Annotated in this window: 11 protein-coding genes; 10 read left to right on the top strand and 1 reads right to left on the bottom strand. The window is 62.4% G+C overall.

Features of this window, described 5'->3' with window-relative positions:
* The first annotated feature begins 58 nt into the window (after nucleotides 1-58).
* From AADW18_RS17115 to AADW18_RS17085, 7 genes are all read left to right on the top strand, one after another.
* Nucleotides 59-928 (top strand): LysR family transcriptional regulator, encoded by an 870-nt coding sequence (locus AADW18_RS17115; protein ID WP_337344613.1) that lies wholly within the window; start codon nucleotides 59-61, stop codon nucleotides 926-928.
* A gap of 429 nt (nucleotides 929-1,357) precedes the next feature.
* A complete protein-coding gene (locus tag AADW18_RS17110; RefSeq protein ID WP_337344612.1) occupies nucleotides 1,358-3,601 on the top strand; it encodes a TonB-dependent receptor in 2,244 nt (747 codons plus the stop codon).
* Nucleotides 3,602-3,681: 80 nt separating this feature from the next.
* Entirely contained in the window at nucleotides 3,682-5,094 is a 1,413-nt protein-coding gene (locus AADW18_RS17105; RefSeq protein WP_337344611.1) for a serine hydrolase domain-containing protein, read from the top strand.
* Nucleotides 5,091-6,038 (top strand): ribokinase, encoded by a 948-nt coding sequence (locus AADW18_RS17100; protein ID WP_337344610.1) that lies wholly within the window; start codon nucleotides 5,091-5,093, stop codon nucleotides 6,036-6,038. The genes AADW18_RS17105 and AADW18_RS17100 overlap by 4 nt, the downstream gene beginning before the upstream one ends.
* A gap of 42 nt (nucleotides 6,039-6,080) precedes the next feature.
* The gene (locus AADW18_RS17095; RefSeq protein ID WP_337344609.1) at nucleotides 6,081-8,252 is read left to right on the top strand and encodes an SUMF1/EgtB/PvdO family nonheme iron enzyme; all 2,172 of its coding nucleotides are present in this window, start codon (nucleotides 6,081-6,083) and stop codon (nucleotides 8,250-8,252) included.
* Nucleotides 8,249-10,159 carry a beta-L-arabinofuranosidase domain-containing protein gene (locus AADW18_RS17090; RefSeq protein WP_337344608.1) on the top strand — a complete coding sequence of 637 codons (1,911 nt, stop codon included), beginning with the start codon at nucleotides 8,249-8,251 and terminating at the stop codon, nucleotides 10,157-10,159. The genes AADW18_RS17095 and AADW18_RS17090 overlap by 4 nt, the downstream gene beginning before the upstream one ends.
* A 198-nt stretch (nucleotides 10,160-10,357) precedes the next feature.
* Nucleotides 10,358-11,569, top strand: coding sequence for a CoA transferase (locus tag AADW18_RS17085; RefSeq protein ID WP_337344607.1), 1,212 nt, complete (start codon nucleotides 10,358-10,360; stop codon nucleotides 11,567-11,569).
* Between the two features lie 158 nt (nucleotides 11,570-11,727).
* Here the strand turns inward: AADW18_RS17085 and AADW18_RS17080 are convergent, their stop codons facing one another.
* The gene (locus AADW18_RS17080; protein ID WP_337344763.1) at nucleotides 11,728-12,021 is read right to left on the bottom strand and encodes a hypothetical protein; all 294 of its coding nucleotides are present in this window, start codon (nucleotides 12,019-12,021) and stop codon (nucleotides 11,728-11,730) included.
* Between AADW18_RS17080 and AADW18_RS17075 the strand changes: the two genes are divergently transcribed.
* The 3 genes from AADW18_RS17075 to AADW18_RS17065 all read left to right on the top strand — a co-directional run bounded on the left by AADW18_RS17075 (nucleotide 11,914) and on the right by AADW18_RS17065 (nucleotide 15,289).
* Nucleotides 11,914-13,926: a protein-L-isoaspartate(D-aspartate) O-methyltransferase gene (locus tag AADW18_RS17075; protein WP_337344606.1), complete on the top strand. Its 2,013-nt coding sequence runs from the start codon at nucleotides 11,914-11,916 to the stop codon at nucleotides 13,924-13,926. The two genes, AADW18_RS17080 and AADW18_RS17075, sit on opposite strands and share 108 nt — an antisense overlap.
* Nucleotides 13,927-14,262: 336 nt before the next feature.
* Nucleotides 14,263-14,685, top strand: a complete 423-nt coding sequence (locus AADW18_RS17070; RefSeq protein WP_337344605.1) for a CBS domain-containing protein — start codon at nucleotides 14,263-14,265, stop codon at nucleotides 14,683-14,685.
* A gap of 94 nt (nucleotides 14,686-14,779) precedes the next feature.
* Nucleotides 14,780-15,289, top strand: a complete 510-nt coding sequence (locus AADW18_RS17065) for a BON domain-containing protein (RefSeq protein ID WP_337344604.1) — start codon at nucleotides 14,780-14,782, stop codon at nucleotides 15,287-15,289.
* Nucleotides 15,290-15,706 lie beyond the last annotated feature (417 nt).

Raw genomic sequence — 15,706 nt, 5'->3', positions numbered from 1 at the left:
TCCTGTCGCCTGGACCCGGGCCCTCGTGTAGCCTGCGTGGCAACCTGCGGGGAGTGACGTGGATACCCAGTTTTTGAATACCTTCGTCACCGTTGTCGATCGTGGATCGATGGCGGCTGCCGCGCGGCTGCTGAACATCACGCCCGCCGCGGTGGCGCAGCAGATACGCACGTTGGAGCGGGAACTGGGCGTGGCGCTGATTGCCCGGGTAGGGCGCACCGTCAGCGTGACCGAGGAAGGCGACCGGATCCTGCAGCGCGCCCGTGATCTGCTGCGCGACGTGGCCGACATGCGCAGCGTCGCCAACGACCGCTCAGTGTCCGGCGAGCTGCGCTTGGGTGCATGTCCGACCGCCCTGGCCGGCATGTTGCCGGACATCCTGGCGCGGATGGTCGATAAATTCCCGCAGATCAACGTCTTCATCAAGCCGGGCTATTCGGCGGATCTGTACCGCGCGGTCGAGTCCGGCGAACTGGATGCGGCCATCGTGTTGCAGGCGCCGTTCCCGCTGCCGAAGACCTGCAACTGGCAGCTGCTGCGCGAAGAACCGCTGGTGGTGCTGGCGCCGGAGAGCATGGCGCACCGGGATCCGCACGAGCTATTGGCCAATGAGCCGCTGATCCGCTACGACCGGTACCAGTGGGGCGGGCGGCAGGCCGACGAGTACCTGCGCAAGGCGGGCATCGTGCCGCACGAGCGTTTCGAATTGAACGCCTTGAACGCCATCGCGGTGATGGTCGACCGTGGGCTGGGCGTGTCGCTGGTACCCGACTGGGCGCGGCCCTGGCCGGAGGGCTTGCGCCTGGCACGCCTGCCACTGCCGGAGGAATGCGTACCGCGGCGGATCGGCATGGTCTGGTCGCGATCCACCGTCCGCATCCGCTTGGTGACCGTGCTATTGCAAGAGAGCCGCGCCGCGATTCTGTAGAGCCGAGCTGCGCCCCGCGGTAGGACCGACTCGGTAGCAACAAGGGCGTCGCAACGGCTGGCGATAACGAATAGCCACTTAGAGGTGCTTTTCATTGCCCATCGTATGCGGAGCCCGTGTGCGTAAAAGCAGCGGAGCAAGCTCCGCTCTACGAGGATCAATAGGGGTCCGGGAATATGCTGCAGCGCAACCAAAAAATCATCGCGGTAAGCAACAAAAACTAGCCTCTGAACATAGGCGCGACCCGTTCTTTTACTTCCCGCCAATCTCTAGTCTCTGCGCATCGTAGGGTTCGAGTGTCTGGGAGGAACGCTCGGCAGCAGGCGCGTATCGTCGCCGCCTGGTTTTTTTGCGCATGCCGCACTGGTGAGACGCGCCTCAGCAACTTGCGTCTCCACAACCATCATAAAAATCACAGAGACAAAGACCATGAAGCAAGTCCCCGCCGCTTTTGGCGTATTCCTGCTAGCCGCTGCCGTCAGCGCCAGCGTCCATGCGCAGCAGAACACGCCGCCAGAAGATCCATCGCAGCCCACGGACGAACAGCGGTCTGATCCGGTCGAACTGGATAATGTAATTGTTACTGGCGTACGCACTCCCAAGGCGGTGGACAAGATTCCGGGTGCGATCACCCTGGTTTCGCCAGAAGAGATTCAGCACACGCTGCTGCTGACCGAAGATGCGACCGCCGTGCTCGCACGTACGGTGCCCGGCTACGCCGAGTCTTCGCAGGCGATGAGCAATTCCGGTGAAACCTTGCGCGGACGCGTCGCGTTGCGCTTGTTCGACGGTATTCCGCAAGGCTCGCCATTGCGCGAAGGAAACCGCGCCGGCACCTTCACCGACATGGGTATGGTGGGGCGCATCGAGGTGATCAACGGGCCATCCGCATCCGAGGGCATCGGTGCCGCGGGCGGCATCATCAACTATCTGTCCAAGGTGCCTGAGAAGGATGGCCACGAGACCACCGTGATCTCGCGCTATTCGACCCAGTTCGGCAGCGATAGCGCCGGATGGAAGCTGGGCGTCAACCATGCTTACCGGGGCGACAGCACGGATTTCATTGGCGGCGCATCGTTCATCGATCGTGGCATTTCCTACGACGGCGAAGGCCGTCGCATCGGCATGAACACCAGTGGCTCGGTGTCCGACTCCGAAGCCAAGAACCTGTTCCTGAAAGGCGGCATCAACTTCGGCGAGAGCGGCGAGCAGCGTCTGCAGGCCACGCTGAGCCATTTCAAGATCGAGGGCAAAGGCAACTACGTGCAGGTCGAAGGCTGCCGTTACGTGAGCGAGGAATGCCCGGTACCCACGCCCAACACATCCGAGCGCGGGCAGATCTTTGGGCAGAAGGCCGAGTTCAACGATTTCAAGCAGTACGCGCTGAAGTACACCCACGCCGACTTCTTTGGCGGCACGCTGGGCGTGGACGCGTACTACGCCGACCAGGCCATGCGTTATCTGCCGGAAAACGGCGACGACAAGCAGCTGGTCAAGGTGGACGATAACTTCAACGAAGCGGACCGCATTTTCGACCAATCCGAAATCGTGACCGAGAAGAAGGGCGTGCGCATCGGTTGGACCCGGCCCGAGCTGTTCAACGTATCCGGCCTGGAGCTGCGCACCGGTATCGACCTGGTCCGCGATACCGCCGAGCAGCGCCTGGCGCTGACCAATCGCGTGTGGGTGCCGCCGATGGAGTACGAAAGCAAGGCTCCTTACGCACAGCTGACCTACGACGTCGGCCCGGTCACGTTGAGCGGCGGCTATCGTCGCGAAGACGGCGAGCTGCATGTGGACAGCTATACCACTACGCCTTACCGCAACAGCGTCTTCGTTGAGGGTGGCGGTGTGAACTACGAGGAAAACCTGATCAACTACGGCGCGATCTGGCGCATCAACGACGAGTGGTCGGTGTTCGGCTCGTATGGCGAAGGCTTCGGGCTGCCCAACATCGGCATTCCCCTGCGCAACATCAGCGTGCCTGGGCAGTCGGTGGATCGCATTGCAGACATCGCGGCCATTGTGGTGGAAAACACCGAGTTCGGCGTCAACTGGCGCGGTCGCCGTGGTTCTTTCAGCGCGTCGCACTACGATTCGAAATCGCCGTTCGGCACATCGCTGGCCATCGATCCCAACACGGACGATTTCATCCTCAGCCGCGCACCGACACGCATCAAGGGTGTGGAAGTCAGCGGTGAGTGGCGCTTCAACGAGCAGTGGAAGGCGAGCGCGCTGTATTCGCGCATCCGTGGCAAGACGGCGTTCTGGTCGGCACATCCGGGCGGCAACTATCCGGCTGGCGGACTCAACAAGCCGATGGGCGTGCTGGATATCAACCCCGACAAGATCGCGGCGTCGGTTACCTGGCAGTTCGTGCCCAACGGCGACATCACCCTGGGCGCCACCATGTTGAGGGATCGCCAGCTGTCCGGCAGCGACGTGCGCGAGTTCGATGGCCAGGCGTTCTCCTTCACGGAGAACACCCAGGGCTACACGCTGTTCGATCTGAGCATGAACTACGAAACCGACCGCTTCGGCAAGTTCTCGGTCGGCATCGAAAACCTCACCGACAAGCAATACATCCTCAGCTGGTCGCAGGTGGAAGGCTTCCAGAACTATTGGGCCGGCCGGGGCCGCATGATTTCGCTTACCCACACCATCAGCTTTTGAACCCTAGGGCGTGTCATCCAATGGGTAGTCACCCGCGCCGCGCCGCCGCGCGTTCGGCGCAAGGAAGAGCGAGGAAATGTATGCCGATACACGCCCGAGCGATGACACCGCGCCGGGCGCGCGGCGGCGCGGCGCGGGTGACTACCCATTGGATGACACGCCCTAGAGCACCTCAACGCCAGAACTTCCTGTCGAAAGGCATGCAGCGGCTCCGGTCGCTGCTGCTCATGGCAGGAATGGGTGTCGCACCGCTTTGCACCGCGTTCCCTCCAGCGGTGCCCCTTCCTTCCGCGGGATCTCCCGCGGAGGAGGGATTCTCTGCCGAGCAGCTGCAGCGGCTACATAGCCTTATTGAGAAATCGACCGGTCCGCAGGGCTATCTGGGTGCGGTGACGCTCATCGTTCGCGACGGGAAAGTCGTCGACTTTCAGGTCTATGGCCATCGTGACCTGGGTCGTTCGTCACCAATGCGAGAGGACACGATCTTCCGAATCTATTCGATGACCAAGCCGGTTACTTCGGTGGCGGTATTGCAGCTGGTCGAGAACGGGCAGATCGGCCTGGATGATCCGATCTCCCGTTACCTGCCTGAGTTCGCGAGCATGCAGCGCTTCGTCGGCGGCACCGCCGATGCACCGCGAACCGAAACTGTCCAGCAACCCATTACGATTCGCCAATTGCTGACGCATACGGCGGGCTTCGCCAGCGGAGGCGAGGGTTACGAAGAAGCCACACGCCTGTTGGAGCGCGCGGACTTGCATGGTTCGCCGGATCTGAAGACGTTCGTCTCACGGTTGGCGCGGGTACCGCTGGCAACCGAACCGGGCACGCGCTTCAAGTACGACGGCACCGGCATTGAAGTCCTGGCTCGGCTTGTCGAAGTGGTCAGCGGCAAATCCTTCGATGCCTATCTGCAACACCACATATTCGCCCCTTTGAAGATGCGCGATACCGGGTTCAGTGTTCCGGAGCGTTATCGCGATCGCATCGCCGACATCACCCGCATGGGCGCCGATGGCCGATTGGTGTTGGACGACGGCCCCAGCGCTCGCCGACCCGGCGCCAGCCTTAACCCATATCCCAGTGGTGCGGGCGGTTTGTATTCCACCGCCGGCGACTACGCACGCTTCTGCCAGATGCTGATGAACGGCGGTCGTTTGGAAGGCGATGTCATTCTGAAGCGAAAGACCGTCGACCTGATGATGCAAAACCAGCTTCAAGGCCAGTTGGATCCGCCCGTCAACGAGTTCAGCAGCGGCGAAGGTTTCGGGTTCGGCGGGTATGTGGTGCTTGATGCGGCCAAGCGCGGGCGCTCGGGTTCGGTCGGCGCTTTCGGTTGGTCGGGTGCTGCGTCGACCACCTTCACACTGGATCGCGAGGAGAAGTTGATTGCCATCTTGTTGATGCAGCACCTGCCGAATGGAGAGAAGAATGATCTGCCGCGCATCGCCGTGGGGTTCTACGACGCGGTGTATGAGGCGCTAGGGCGATGAGTGGACATCATTCGCGAATCTTCGTTGCCGGATCGGCCAACCTGGACTTCGTCGTGCGTACGCCGCATGTGCCGGCACCTGGCGAAACCGTGATGGGACGCGAGTTCGCTACATTCCCAGGCGGGAAAGGCGCCAATCAGGCGGTCGCTTGTGCCAGGGCCGGTGGCGCGCCCACGCGCATGCTGCTGGCGTTGGGTGAAGACGCATTCGCCGTGCCGCTGGAATCGTCATTGCGTGAGGCTGGAGTCTCTCTGGACATCGTGCGGTCTCCCGACGCGGCAACCGGGATGGCTTTCATCTGCCTGGCCGATGATGGCGAGAACGCGATAACCGTGGCGCCCGGCGCCAACTCGCTGCTGCATCCCAAGGATCTCCCTGCGCTGGAAGACACCAGCCATTTGCTGTTGCAACTGGAAACGCCGCTGGAAACGGTGGAGGCCTACGCGTTGAGCGCGCGCGCCGCCGGCGTATGTGTGCTGCTGAATGCGGCGCCCGCCCGCGCGTTGCCGACCCGGCTGCTGGAAGCGTTGGACGTGCTGGTGGTGAACGAAGGCGAGCTCGCCGCGCTGGCGGGCACCCACGATCTGGCTGAGGGCCTGGCGCGTATCCAAGTGCCCTGCCTGGTGGTGACGCTGGGCGCGCGCGGTTGTTTTGCCCGTGTCGCGGATGAAGTCGTGCTGCAACCGGCTTTCACCATCGATGCAGTGGATACCACCGCGGCGGGCGACACGTTCTGCGGCGTATTGGCCGCTCGCCTGGGGCAGGGTGCGGGTCTGGCCGACGGACTTCGCTACGCCAGCGCCGCTTCCGCTTTGGCGTGTACCCGCCTGGGTGCGCAAGCCAGCATTCCCACATTGGCGCAGGTCGAGGATTTCCTGAAGACCGCGCCTGCTCCATCGCCCAACGCCTACGCCACGCTGGCCGCATACTGCGGCATGGCTTGATTTTCGCTTGCACAAGAAACCAGACCGATAGAATCCCTCGATATGACCTCCCCCACGGATCCCACGCCCGCTTCTGAACGTTCACCGGTGAAAACCGAATACAAGTTTTCCCACGTCACCACGGGCCGCTATCTGCCGACACCCGGCAAGGCACCGGGATGGCCGTTCGCCGAGATCGGCCACTGGAAGATTGACGTCAACACCACCTCCGCCGATTGGATCAGCGAGCTGCGCGATTGGCGGCGCGAACACCTCACCCGGATCGGCTACGACGACGCGAACTACCGCCGGCCGGAGCTGCAATGGGCGCAGCGCAATTTCGTGCATGCGCAGATGATGGTGGAGGACCGCTACTTCTACGATGCAGAAGCCGGCTGCTACACCGTGGACCGTTATCTGGACGACCTGGAACAGCGTTTCGGCGGCTTGGACAGTGTGCTGCTCTGGTACGTCTATCCGAACATCGGTATCGACGACCGCAACCAGTTCGACATGGCGCGCGACCTGCCCGGTGGCGTCGAAGGCCTGCGCGGGGCGGTGAAGGATTTCCATCGCCGCGGCGTCAAGGTGTTCCTGCCGACGATGCCGTGGGACAACGGCACCCGTGAGCAAGGCGAAGCGGATTGGGTTGCCGTTGCGAACCTGGTGAAGGAAGTCGGCGCGGACGGCATCAACGGTGACACCTACAACGGGGTGCCGCGTGCTTTCTTCGATGCCTGCGATGCGCTTGGCCGTCCGGTGGTGGTGCAGCCGGAATCCACCATCAGCGCGGAAGAACACCTGATCTGGAACGTGCAGAGTTGGGGCAAGAAAGCACCGAACGAAGTGATCCCGCCGGTGGCGAAGTTCAAGTGGCTGGAACCGCGCCACATGATCAACTACGAGAACCGCTGGGGCCGCGACCGCAACCACGACCTGCAATACATTTTCTTCAACGGCATTGGCTACAACGCGTGGGAGAACGTCTGGGGCATCTGGAACCAGTTCACCCCGCGCGACGCCGAGTCGCTGCGCCGCATTGCCACTATCGAGCGGCAGTTCGCACCGCTGATGGTCAGCCTGGAGTGGACGCCGTATTTTCCCACCTTGCAGGCGGGCGTGTTCGCCAGTCGCTTCCCCGGTGAAGGGAAAGTCCTGTGGACCATCGTCAACCGCAACGAATACGACGTGGCCGGCGAGCAGATCGCGCTGCCGCATAGCGAAGGCATGCGCTATTACGACCTGTGGCAGGGCACGGAATTGCAGCCGCGCATTATCGATGGCCATGCCATCGTGGAAATGGAGTTTGAAGGGCGTGGGTTCGGCGCACTGCTCGCCTTGGGCGCAGGTAGTGAGGTCGAAGGTTTATCGTCATTCCTGTCGTTGATGGCCGGTTTCGCCCGCGTGCCGCTGCGCACGCTGTCCAACCGTTGGCAGGCCATCCCGCAGCAGATCACGCCGGTCACCCCGACATTGCGTGCCGCGCAGGCGCCGGAAGGCATGATCACGATCCCGGCCGGCGAATATCTGTTCGTCGTCGGCGGCGTGGAGATCGAGGGCCAGACATGGGAAGGCGTCGACGTCCAATATCCCTGGGAAAACAGCGCCCGTCGCCATCACCGCCGGCGCATGGCGATGACGTCATTCCACATCGATCGCTTCCCGGTCACCAACGCCCAATTCAAGACATTCCTGGACGCCAGCGGCTATCGGCCGCGCGACGATCACAACTTCCTGCGCGATTGGCGCGATGGCGCACCGCAACCCGGCTGGGAAAACAAGCCGGTCACCTGGGTGTCGATCGAAGACGCGCGCGCGTATGCCGCGTGGGCGGGCAAGCGACTGCCGCATGAGTGGGAATGGCAATACGCCGCGCAGGGAACCGATGGCCGCCTGTATCCGTGGGGCAACGAATGGCGCGCGGATGCCGTGCCAGACGTCAATCGCCGTCGCCGTTTGCAGCCGCCGGCCGATGTGGATGCGCATCCGCAGGGCGCCAGTCCCTTCGGCGTGATGGATCTGGTGGGCAACGTCTGGCAGTGGACCGACGAATACGCCGATGAGCACACCCGCGCGGCCGTGTTGCGCGGTGGCAGCGCCTACCAGCCGCAGACGTCGCACTGGTATTTCCCGCAGGCCTACCGGTTGGATCAACATGGCAAGTACCTGTTGATGGCACCCAGCAAGGATCGTTCCGGCACAGTCGGTTTCCGCTGCGTGGTCGACGCGAAATGAACCGTTCGCATCGCAATGACGGTGCTGATGCCGCCGAACCGATGACGGCAGCCCGTGACGTGCGTTTGGAAGGCTTGCTGGGGAGGGCATTGGAAGCCAATCGCCAGGGCCGGCTCAGCCATTTCATCGTCGACGAAACCAGTCCGGCGATCGCCATCTTCGATCCGGCGAACACCGCTCATAATCTCGAAGGCGATTGGTATGGCGAGCACGCTGGCAAGTGGCTGTATGCCACCGCGAAAGCAGCTGCGCGATCACAGGACGCGTCGCTGACGGAAAACCTGCACCGCGTCGCACAGTACCTGGTCGGCGTACAGCACGCGGATGGTTATCTGGGCAACTACGCGCCCGAGCGTCGATTCATGCACCCGCAGCCACTTAAGCCGGTCAGCTGGGACGGTGCGCCCAGCGTGCGCACCTGGGACATCTGGACGCATAGCTATCTGATCCTCGGCCTGCTGGAAGTGCACAAGCATTTTCCGCGGCCGGAGTACCTGCAGGCCGCATGCAAGATTGGCGATCTGTGCCTGCGCACGCTGACCGATGGCGGCATCGATATCACCGACCTGGGCAATCACCACGGCATGTCCGCGACGGTGTTGATGGATCCGGCGGTGGAGCTGTACATCGCCACCGGCGAAGAACGCTACTTGGATTTGGCGAAACGCGTACTCGAACAGGCCGACCGCAATCCAATGCTTGCGCTGTTGACACGCGCTTTGTCCGGCGCCGATGCGTCGGAGATCGCGACCGGCAAGGCGTACCAACTCGCGTGGAATCTGGTGGGGTTGGCCAAGCTGCATAAGGCTACCGGCGAAGCAGCGTTGGCGCAGGCCGTGGAGCACCTGTGGCAAAACATCCGCGACCATCACCTCACGCTGGGCGGAGGGCCTTGGGGCGGGGTGGCGCACCGGTCGCGCGAAGTCTTCAATCCGGCTGGCGCGTTCTTTCCCCAGGCTTATGTGGAAACCTGTTCGATACTCGCCTGGATCCAACTCAACCGCGAACTGCTGGCGATCACAGGCCAAGCCAAATACGCGGAGGAAATAGAACGCACCGCCTACAACGATCTGTTGGGTGCTCATGCGCCCAATGGCGAGGACTGGTGCTACTACTCGTTCCCCAACGGCAAACGCGTGCATACGACCTACTGGCGCTGCTGTAAATCCAGCGGCGCGATGGCGCTGGAGGAACTGCCGGCGATCGCGTATGCCGTCTCGTCCGATGGCGCGGCGCAGGTCAATTTCTATGGCCCGGGCGTTGCTCGGTTGGTATTGCCCCAGGCCGGCGGCGTGGAACTGCGGCAGGACACCCGCTATCCCTTCGATGGCGGCATTCGCATCGCGGTGACGCCTGAGCAATCGTCATCGTTCGCCATCGACCTGCGGATTCCTTCCTGGGCGATGAATGCACACATTCGGATCAACGGCACGCCCATCCAGAGTCCGGTGGAAACAGGTACATATGTGCGAGTGGAGCGCGAATGGAAACCGGGCGATGAAATCGTCCTCGACTTCCCGATGCAACCCGTGCTTCATCGCCGCGTTCACCGCAATGTGCAGGAATCGCGGGCACCCGATGGCACACCGGTGGCGCAAGAAGTGCTCCGTTACGAATATCTCGGCATCACCCGCGGGCCGCTGGTCTACGCCACCGGCCTGATCGATGGCTACAAGACCGAGGAAACCATGCGTGTGCCATCGGCGCCGAGCGACCAATGGCTGGAAGTGCTGCCTGTGCAGCCTGGTGAAGAGGGCCCTGGTATTCGCATGAAGCTGGACGGCCGGGCGGATTTGCTCTTCTGGCCGTACTACCGCGCGGGAGGGCGGGAAGATGGCGCCTGGCGATTGACGTGGCTATCGCTGGCGCCAACCACATCGCCGTCGGATACGTCACCGTCGGCGTGACGCTGCGCACAGGCTCATGCATTCCATGGTTCGCGAAAAGCAGGAGCTCGCGCCGAGGACGGCGCTCCTACATGGCGTACCAGCCAAATACGCAAGAATTTATGGCAGCAGAAAATATGAATTCGCACTGTTTCGCTGCCTGCTCCTGCATCAGACTGCCAGTGACAATAGTCGCGATGGTTGATGGATCTGCCGCCAATGGATAAGACGTCTCCGGACAATGCATCACTTTTCGGCTCGGCCGAGCGCCAGGGTCCGCCCGGTCCGCTGAGCGGCATCAAGGTGCTCGATCTCAGCGCGTACATCGCCGGTCCCTACGGCTGCACGTTGCTGGCCGATCAGGGCGCGGACGTGCTGAAGGTGGAGCCGCCCGATGGCGACAACCTGCGCCAGTATCCGTCCACGTTGCAGGCGGAAAGCCGCGCGTTCATGGGCGTGAATCGCAGCAAGCGCGGCGTTTCACTGGATCTGAAGAATCCCCAGGACTTGGCGAAGCTGCTGCGGCTGGTCCGCGAAGCCGACGTGCTGGTGCATAACTTTCGTCCTTCGGTACCCAAGCGCCTGGGCATCGACCACGAACGTCTCAATCTTCTCAATCCTCGCCTAATCTATTGCGCGGTGACCGGCTACGGTGAAACCGGGCCGATGAAGGACAAGGCGGGTTACGACCAGGTGCTGCAAACCATGACCGGCATGTGCACGCTGCAGGGCAAGCGCGGCGGCGCGCCGGAAATCATCTACGGCTCGGTGGTCGACTACTACGCCGCGGCGCTGCTGGCGGCGGGCGTATCTTCGGCGCTGTACGAACGCGAACGCAGCGGACTGGGCCAGTTCGTCGGCGTTTCACTGCTGCGCAGCGCACTGACCATGCAATCGGCGCGGATGATCTGGGTGGAAGGCGAATCGCTGGATATCGGTCGGGACATGCGTTCGGGCGGGGTCACCGGTATTCACCCGGCACGCGAAGGTTATCTCTACATCTCCGCCAATACGCCACGGTTCTGGCAAGCGTTGTGCCGCAAAGTTGGCTTGGATGCGCTGGCCGAGGATCCACGTTACGACAGCGTCCGCAAGCGCGCCGAACATGCCGCCGAGATCGTGCCGCAGTTGCACGTGGCACTGGCCGCGCACACGGCAATGGAATGGGAAGCATTGTTCGGCGACGAGGTGCCCTGCGCCGCGGCACGCCGCGTGGAAGACATGTTCGAACATCCGCAAGTGGTGGCGGAGGACATCGTGGCCACCATCGAGCACCCGGTGGTCGGGGCCTATCGCGGTGTCACCCGGCCCATCAAGTTCGGCAGGACCCCCGGCCCGGCACCGTTCGCCTCACCGGTATTCAACCAGGATGAAGAGGTGTTTTCGGTTTTTGGCGAACCGGAAGATGCGTCTCCATCGATGAAGCGTTAACGGCGCCCAGCTCCTCGCTGGCTCTAAAACGTCACGAAAAACTTAACGTGTAGGAGCGACGTAAGTCGCGATGAAGCTTTCATGGGAAGGCTTCATCGCGACTTATCGGTGCCGGCATGCCGGAACCACTCCTACACGTTATGTTTGTTTTAGTACTGTCATTTTTCACCACCCCAGCACGCCACCCAGCGCAAACTCCAGCCGTCCCACACGATGGCCGGCGCGATGAAGATCCCGAGGGCTTCGGCGAGGGCGCTGGCGCCCTGCGCATCCAGAACAAGCAGCAAAGTAACGGCGGGCAAGATGCGCGGCGGGGAAGTTCGCACCCGGGAGGCCGCATCGCCATGAACTTCCAGGCTCAACGCGAACGCATGGTCGATCAGCAGATCGTCCGGCGCGGTGTGCGTAACCGCCACGTTCTGGACGCCATGCGGAAAATTCCGCGTGAGCATTTCGTATCCGACGAGCTGCGCGAATTCGCCTATGAAGATTCGCCGCTACCCATTGCCGCCGGGCAGACGATATCCCAGCCCTACATCGTGGCGCTGATGATGGACGCCGCGGAAATTTCGCCTGCGGACCGGCTGTTGGAAATTGGCGCGGGCTCCGGTTACGCGGCGGCGGTCGCTGGGGCAGTAGCGTCAAGGGTATACGCGGTAGAGCGGCACGCGGAACTGACAGCATTGGCGAAAGGACGCCTGCAGCGGCTTGGATACACCAACATCGAAGTGCGCACCGGCGACGGCACCGCGGGTTGGCCGGAAGCGGCGCCTTTCGATGTCATCCTGGCGGCCGCGGGCGGCCCCTCGGTGCCAGAAGTGCTGCTGAAACAATTGGCACCAGGAGGCCGACTGGTGATGCCGGTCGGCGATTCGCGCCGCAAGCAGCATCTGGTCAAGGTGACGCGCAAGGGCCAGGACGATTACAAGCAGGAGGATCTTGGGCCCGTGCTATTTGTCCCATTGATTGGCAAGCACGGCTGGGCGGCACAGGAAGGCGACGCCCCTGCGATTGCCGAGAAGTCGCACGAAGACCTTGATGGCGATGCCGTGGCAATACAAATACGCCGCGCCGCCGAGCCGCTGCCTGCCCTTAACGGTCATGCGCCGGAGGAGGATGCGTTCGGCCGTGCTTTCGACCGCTTCGCCCGCGCGCAAGTCGTGCTGCTCGGCGAATCCACCCATGGTACTTCCGAGTTCTACCGCGCCCGTGCCGCCATCACGCGCAGATTGGTGGCAGAACATGGCTTCAACATTGTCGCAGTGGAAGCAGACTGGCCCGATGCCGCGGGTATCGACCGCTACGTTCGCCATCGAACGCCGGAAGGCGATCCAGAAGTGGTATTCCAGCGATTTCCCACATGGATGTGGAGGAATACCGACGTCGATGAGCTGGTTCACTGGCTGCGTGAATACAACGCGACGCGCGACGCCGAGCACCAGGTGGGATTCCACGGCCTCGATCTGTACAGCCTCAACCGTTCCATCCGTGCCGTGATCGATTATCTGGATCGCGTCGATCCCGAAGCCGCGGGCATTGCACGCGAGCGGTATGGTTGCCTGACGCCGTGGGCCAGGGATCCGGCCGGCTACGGTCGCATGGCGCTTAACAAGGGCTATGCGGTTTGCGAGCAGGCGGTCACCGACATGCTGGGCGAACTGCTGGCGCGACGGCTGGAATACCGCGACGATCAGGACGACTACCTGGATGCCGAGCAGAATGCACGTCTGGTCCGGAACGCGGAAGCGTATTACCGCGCCATGTACTACGGATCGGCCGAGTCGTGGAATCTGCGCGACACCCATATGTTCGAAACACTCCGGCAGCTCCTGGTCTCGCGCGGTCAGGACGGCAAAGCGGTGGTGTGGGCGCACAACTCGCACATCGGCGACGCTCGCTACACCGAGATGGGGCAACTGCGCGAAGAGCTCAATCTGGGCCAGTTATGCCGCCAGAACTTGCCTGGCCACGTGGCGCTTATCGGGTTCGGCACTCACGCCGGTACCGTCGCGGCCGCGAGCAATTGGGATAGCCCGATGAAGGTGATGGAGGTGCGTCCCTCGCTGGAAGGCAGCTATGAGCGCGCCTGTCATGACGCGGGCATCGATCGCTACCTGTTGGATCTGCGCGAGGACGAGGACCAGGCCGAACTGCGCGAAGCACTGATGACGCCGCGGCTGGAGCGCTTCATCGGCGTGATCTACCGCCCCGATACCGAACGCTTCAGTCATTACGCCGAAGCGATCTTGCCGCAACAGTTCGACGCCTTCGTGTGGTTCGATACCAGCCGTGCGGTGGAAGCGCTGCCCGCCAAGCCGCGCGGTGGTGTGCCGGATACGTATCCGTTTGGGTTGTAGAGCGGCCTCCCGCCGCTGCAGGGTTCGCGCCCCAGCTGTTGTAGGAGCGCGGTCCCGGCGCGAGCTTTTCGCTTCTATCGCGATCTGACGGGAAGAGCTCGCGCCGGGACGGCGCTCCTATGACAGGCAGAAGCTATGCGCACGCCTTTTCATCGCCACGATTCGCCGGCGAGTCCGCGCTGCTTCGGGCGAGAAGCGACACATGTGCTTATGGCCGCACATGAACACGAGAAGCGAGACGAATTTAACCCTTGATTCACGGTGGTTTGATTGTCGTTGCGGGACCATGCCTCTGGTTTTCGAAAGCCCAGATCCGAACGCCCAGAGGAGATAGCCATGGATGTCAAAACCATCATGACCGGGCGGCCCATCGCCGCTACTCGCGATACGCTGCTGAAGGACATCGCCAAGATGATGTTGGACCATGACGTAGGCGAGATTCCCATCGTCGACGGCGAGGCCCGGCCGCTTGGCGTCGTGACCGACCGCGACATCGTGGTGCGGCTGGTCGCCACCGGACAGGATCCTACCCAGGTGCGCGCAGAAGACTGCATGACGAGCCCCGTGGTGACTTTGAACGTCGACTCGGACCTGCGCGAATGCGCCGATGTCATGGTGCGCGAGCGGATTCGCCGCGTTCCCATCGTCGATGACGATGGCCGGCTCTGCGGCATTGTCGCGCTGGCCGATCTTGAGCGCAGGAACGACGTGCGTTCGCTGAAGGCGGAGGTTTCGCGGCAGGTATCGCAGCCGCACTGACGCGTTCGGGCGCCCCGCGCGGAGAAACCGCGCGAATGGGATCGTCTTGTGCTTCGGCGGTACTGGCAAAACTGATTCGCTAGGAGAATCTTCCATGAACCCCATGCTCAGAGTGGTCGCAAGTTTCGCTGCGGGTGCAGCCTTCATGTATTACCTGGACCCGGTGGCGGGTCGTCGCCGGCGCAGCCTGGTCCGTGACCAGGCCGTATCGGTTCGCCATGATGCCGAACGTTACGCCCGCGCCAAATCAAAACGTGCTGCGGACCATGTGCAGGGTGCGCTGGCGAAAACGCGGGCGAAGATAGCGCCGCGGCCCGTGGACGATGAGCAATTGCGCGAACGGATCCGTGCCAAGCTGGGTCATGTGATCGACCGCCCGTCGGCGCTTGAAGTGGATGTGCGCGGTGGCCAGGTGGTGCTGAGCGGAGACGTCCAGAATCCGGAAATGGAGATTGCGGTGGAAACCATTTCCAAGATGCATGGCGTCCAAGCGATCGTTATTCATTTGACGCCACACGCCGGTGGCGAAACGCCCTCCACCATGCGCGAAACCGCGCCGATGGAAACGCAGGAAGCGCAACCAAGAAGGGAAGTGCAGCACTAGCACTCGCTGCACCGGCTTCGGGGTAAGCCGCCCGTTACCTGTAGGAGCGACGTCAGTCGCGATGTGGCCTTGCTTGTAAAGCCTCATCGCGACCGGCGTCGCTCCTGCTTTGTTTTCTGCATCTGAATCGCCCCTTCACGCCAGTTTGACTCCGCTAAATACGGCGGAGTGACTGTGTGCGCATTTATAAATCGCATGCGCGCGCATTTAGGTGAATGAACCCAGCACATTTTGCGTGTCCGATTCGCCACTGGTCGGACGTTGGCGAAGATGTGCGGGCTGCGTCGCTTGCACGTTAAAAATTTGATCCGGCCGTGACGCAGGTCATGTTCTTGTAAACGCAGGCTTTGGGTGCGTGTGCGTTTCGACATCCGTGGGGAGGACCTTCGCGAGGCGTCAGCTCAACTGCTTTGCTTT

The organism is Pseudoxanthomonas sp. CCNWLY206-1 (assembly GCF_039710385.1).
Lineage (GTDB): Bacteria > Pseudomonadota > Gammaproteobacteria > Xanthomonadales > Xanthomonadaceae > Pseudoxanthomonas_A.
Note: the sequence above shows the minus strand (reverse complement) of the source record. Positions and strands in the feature narration are given on the sequence as shown.

Coding starts and splice junctions, on each gene's coding strand:
- AADW18_RS17110 (WP_337344612.1), top strand. CDS start 1,358: ATGAAGCAAGTCCCCGCCGCTTTTGGCGTATTCCTGCTAGCCGCTGCC.
- AADW18_RS17105 (WP_337344611.1), top strand. CDS start 3,682: ATGCCGATACACGCCCGAGCGATGACACCGCGCCGGGCGCGCGGCGGC.
- AADW18_RS17100 (WP_337344610.1), top strand. CDS start 5,091: ATGAGTGGACATCATTCGCGAATCTTCGTTGCCGGATCGGCCAACCTG.
- AADW18_RS17095 (WP_337344609.1), top strand. CDS start 6,081: ATGACCTCCCCCACGGATCCCACGCCCGCTTCTGAACGTTCACCGGTG.
- AADW18_RS17090 (WP_337344608.1), top strand. CDS start 8,249: ATGAACCGTTCGCATCGCAATGACGGTGCTGATGCCGCCGAACCGATG.
- AADW18_RS17085 (WP_337344607.1), top strand. CDS start 10,358: ATGGATAAGACGTCTCCGGACAATGCATCACTTTTCGGCTCGGCCGAG.
- AADW18_RS17075 (WP_337344606.1), top strand. CDS start 11,914: ATGAACTTCCAGGCTCAACGCGAACGCATGGTCGATCAGCAGATCGTC.
- AADW18_RS17080 (WP_337344763.1), bottom strand. CDS start 12,021: ATGCTCACGCGGAATTTTCCGCATGGCGTCCAGAACGTGGCGGTTACG.
- AADW18_RS17070 (WP_337344605.1), top strand. CDS start 14,263: ATGGATGTCAAAACCATCATGACCGGGCGGCCCATCGCCGCTACTCGC.
- AADW18_RS17065 (WP_337344604.1), top strand. CDS start 14,780: ATGAACCCCATGCTCAGAGTGGTCGCAAGTTTCGCTGCGGGTGCAGCC.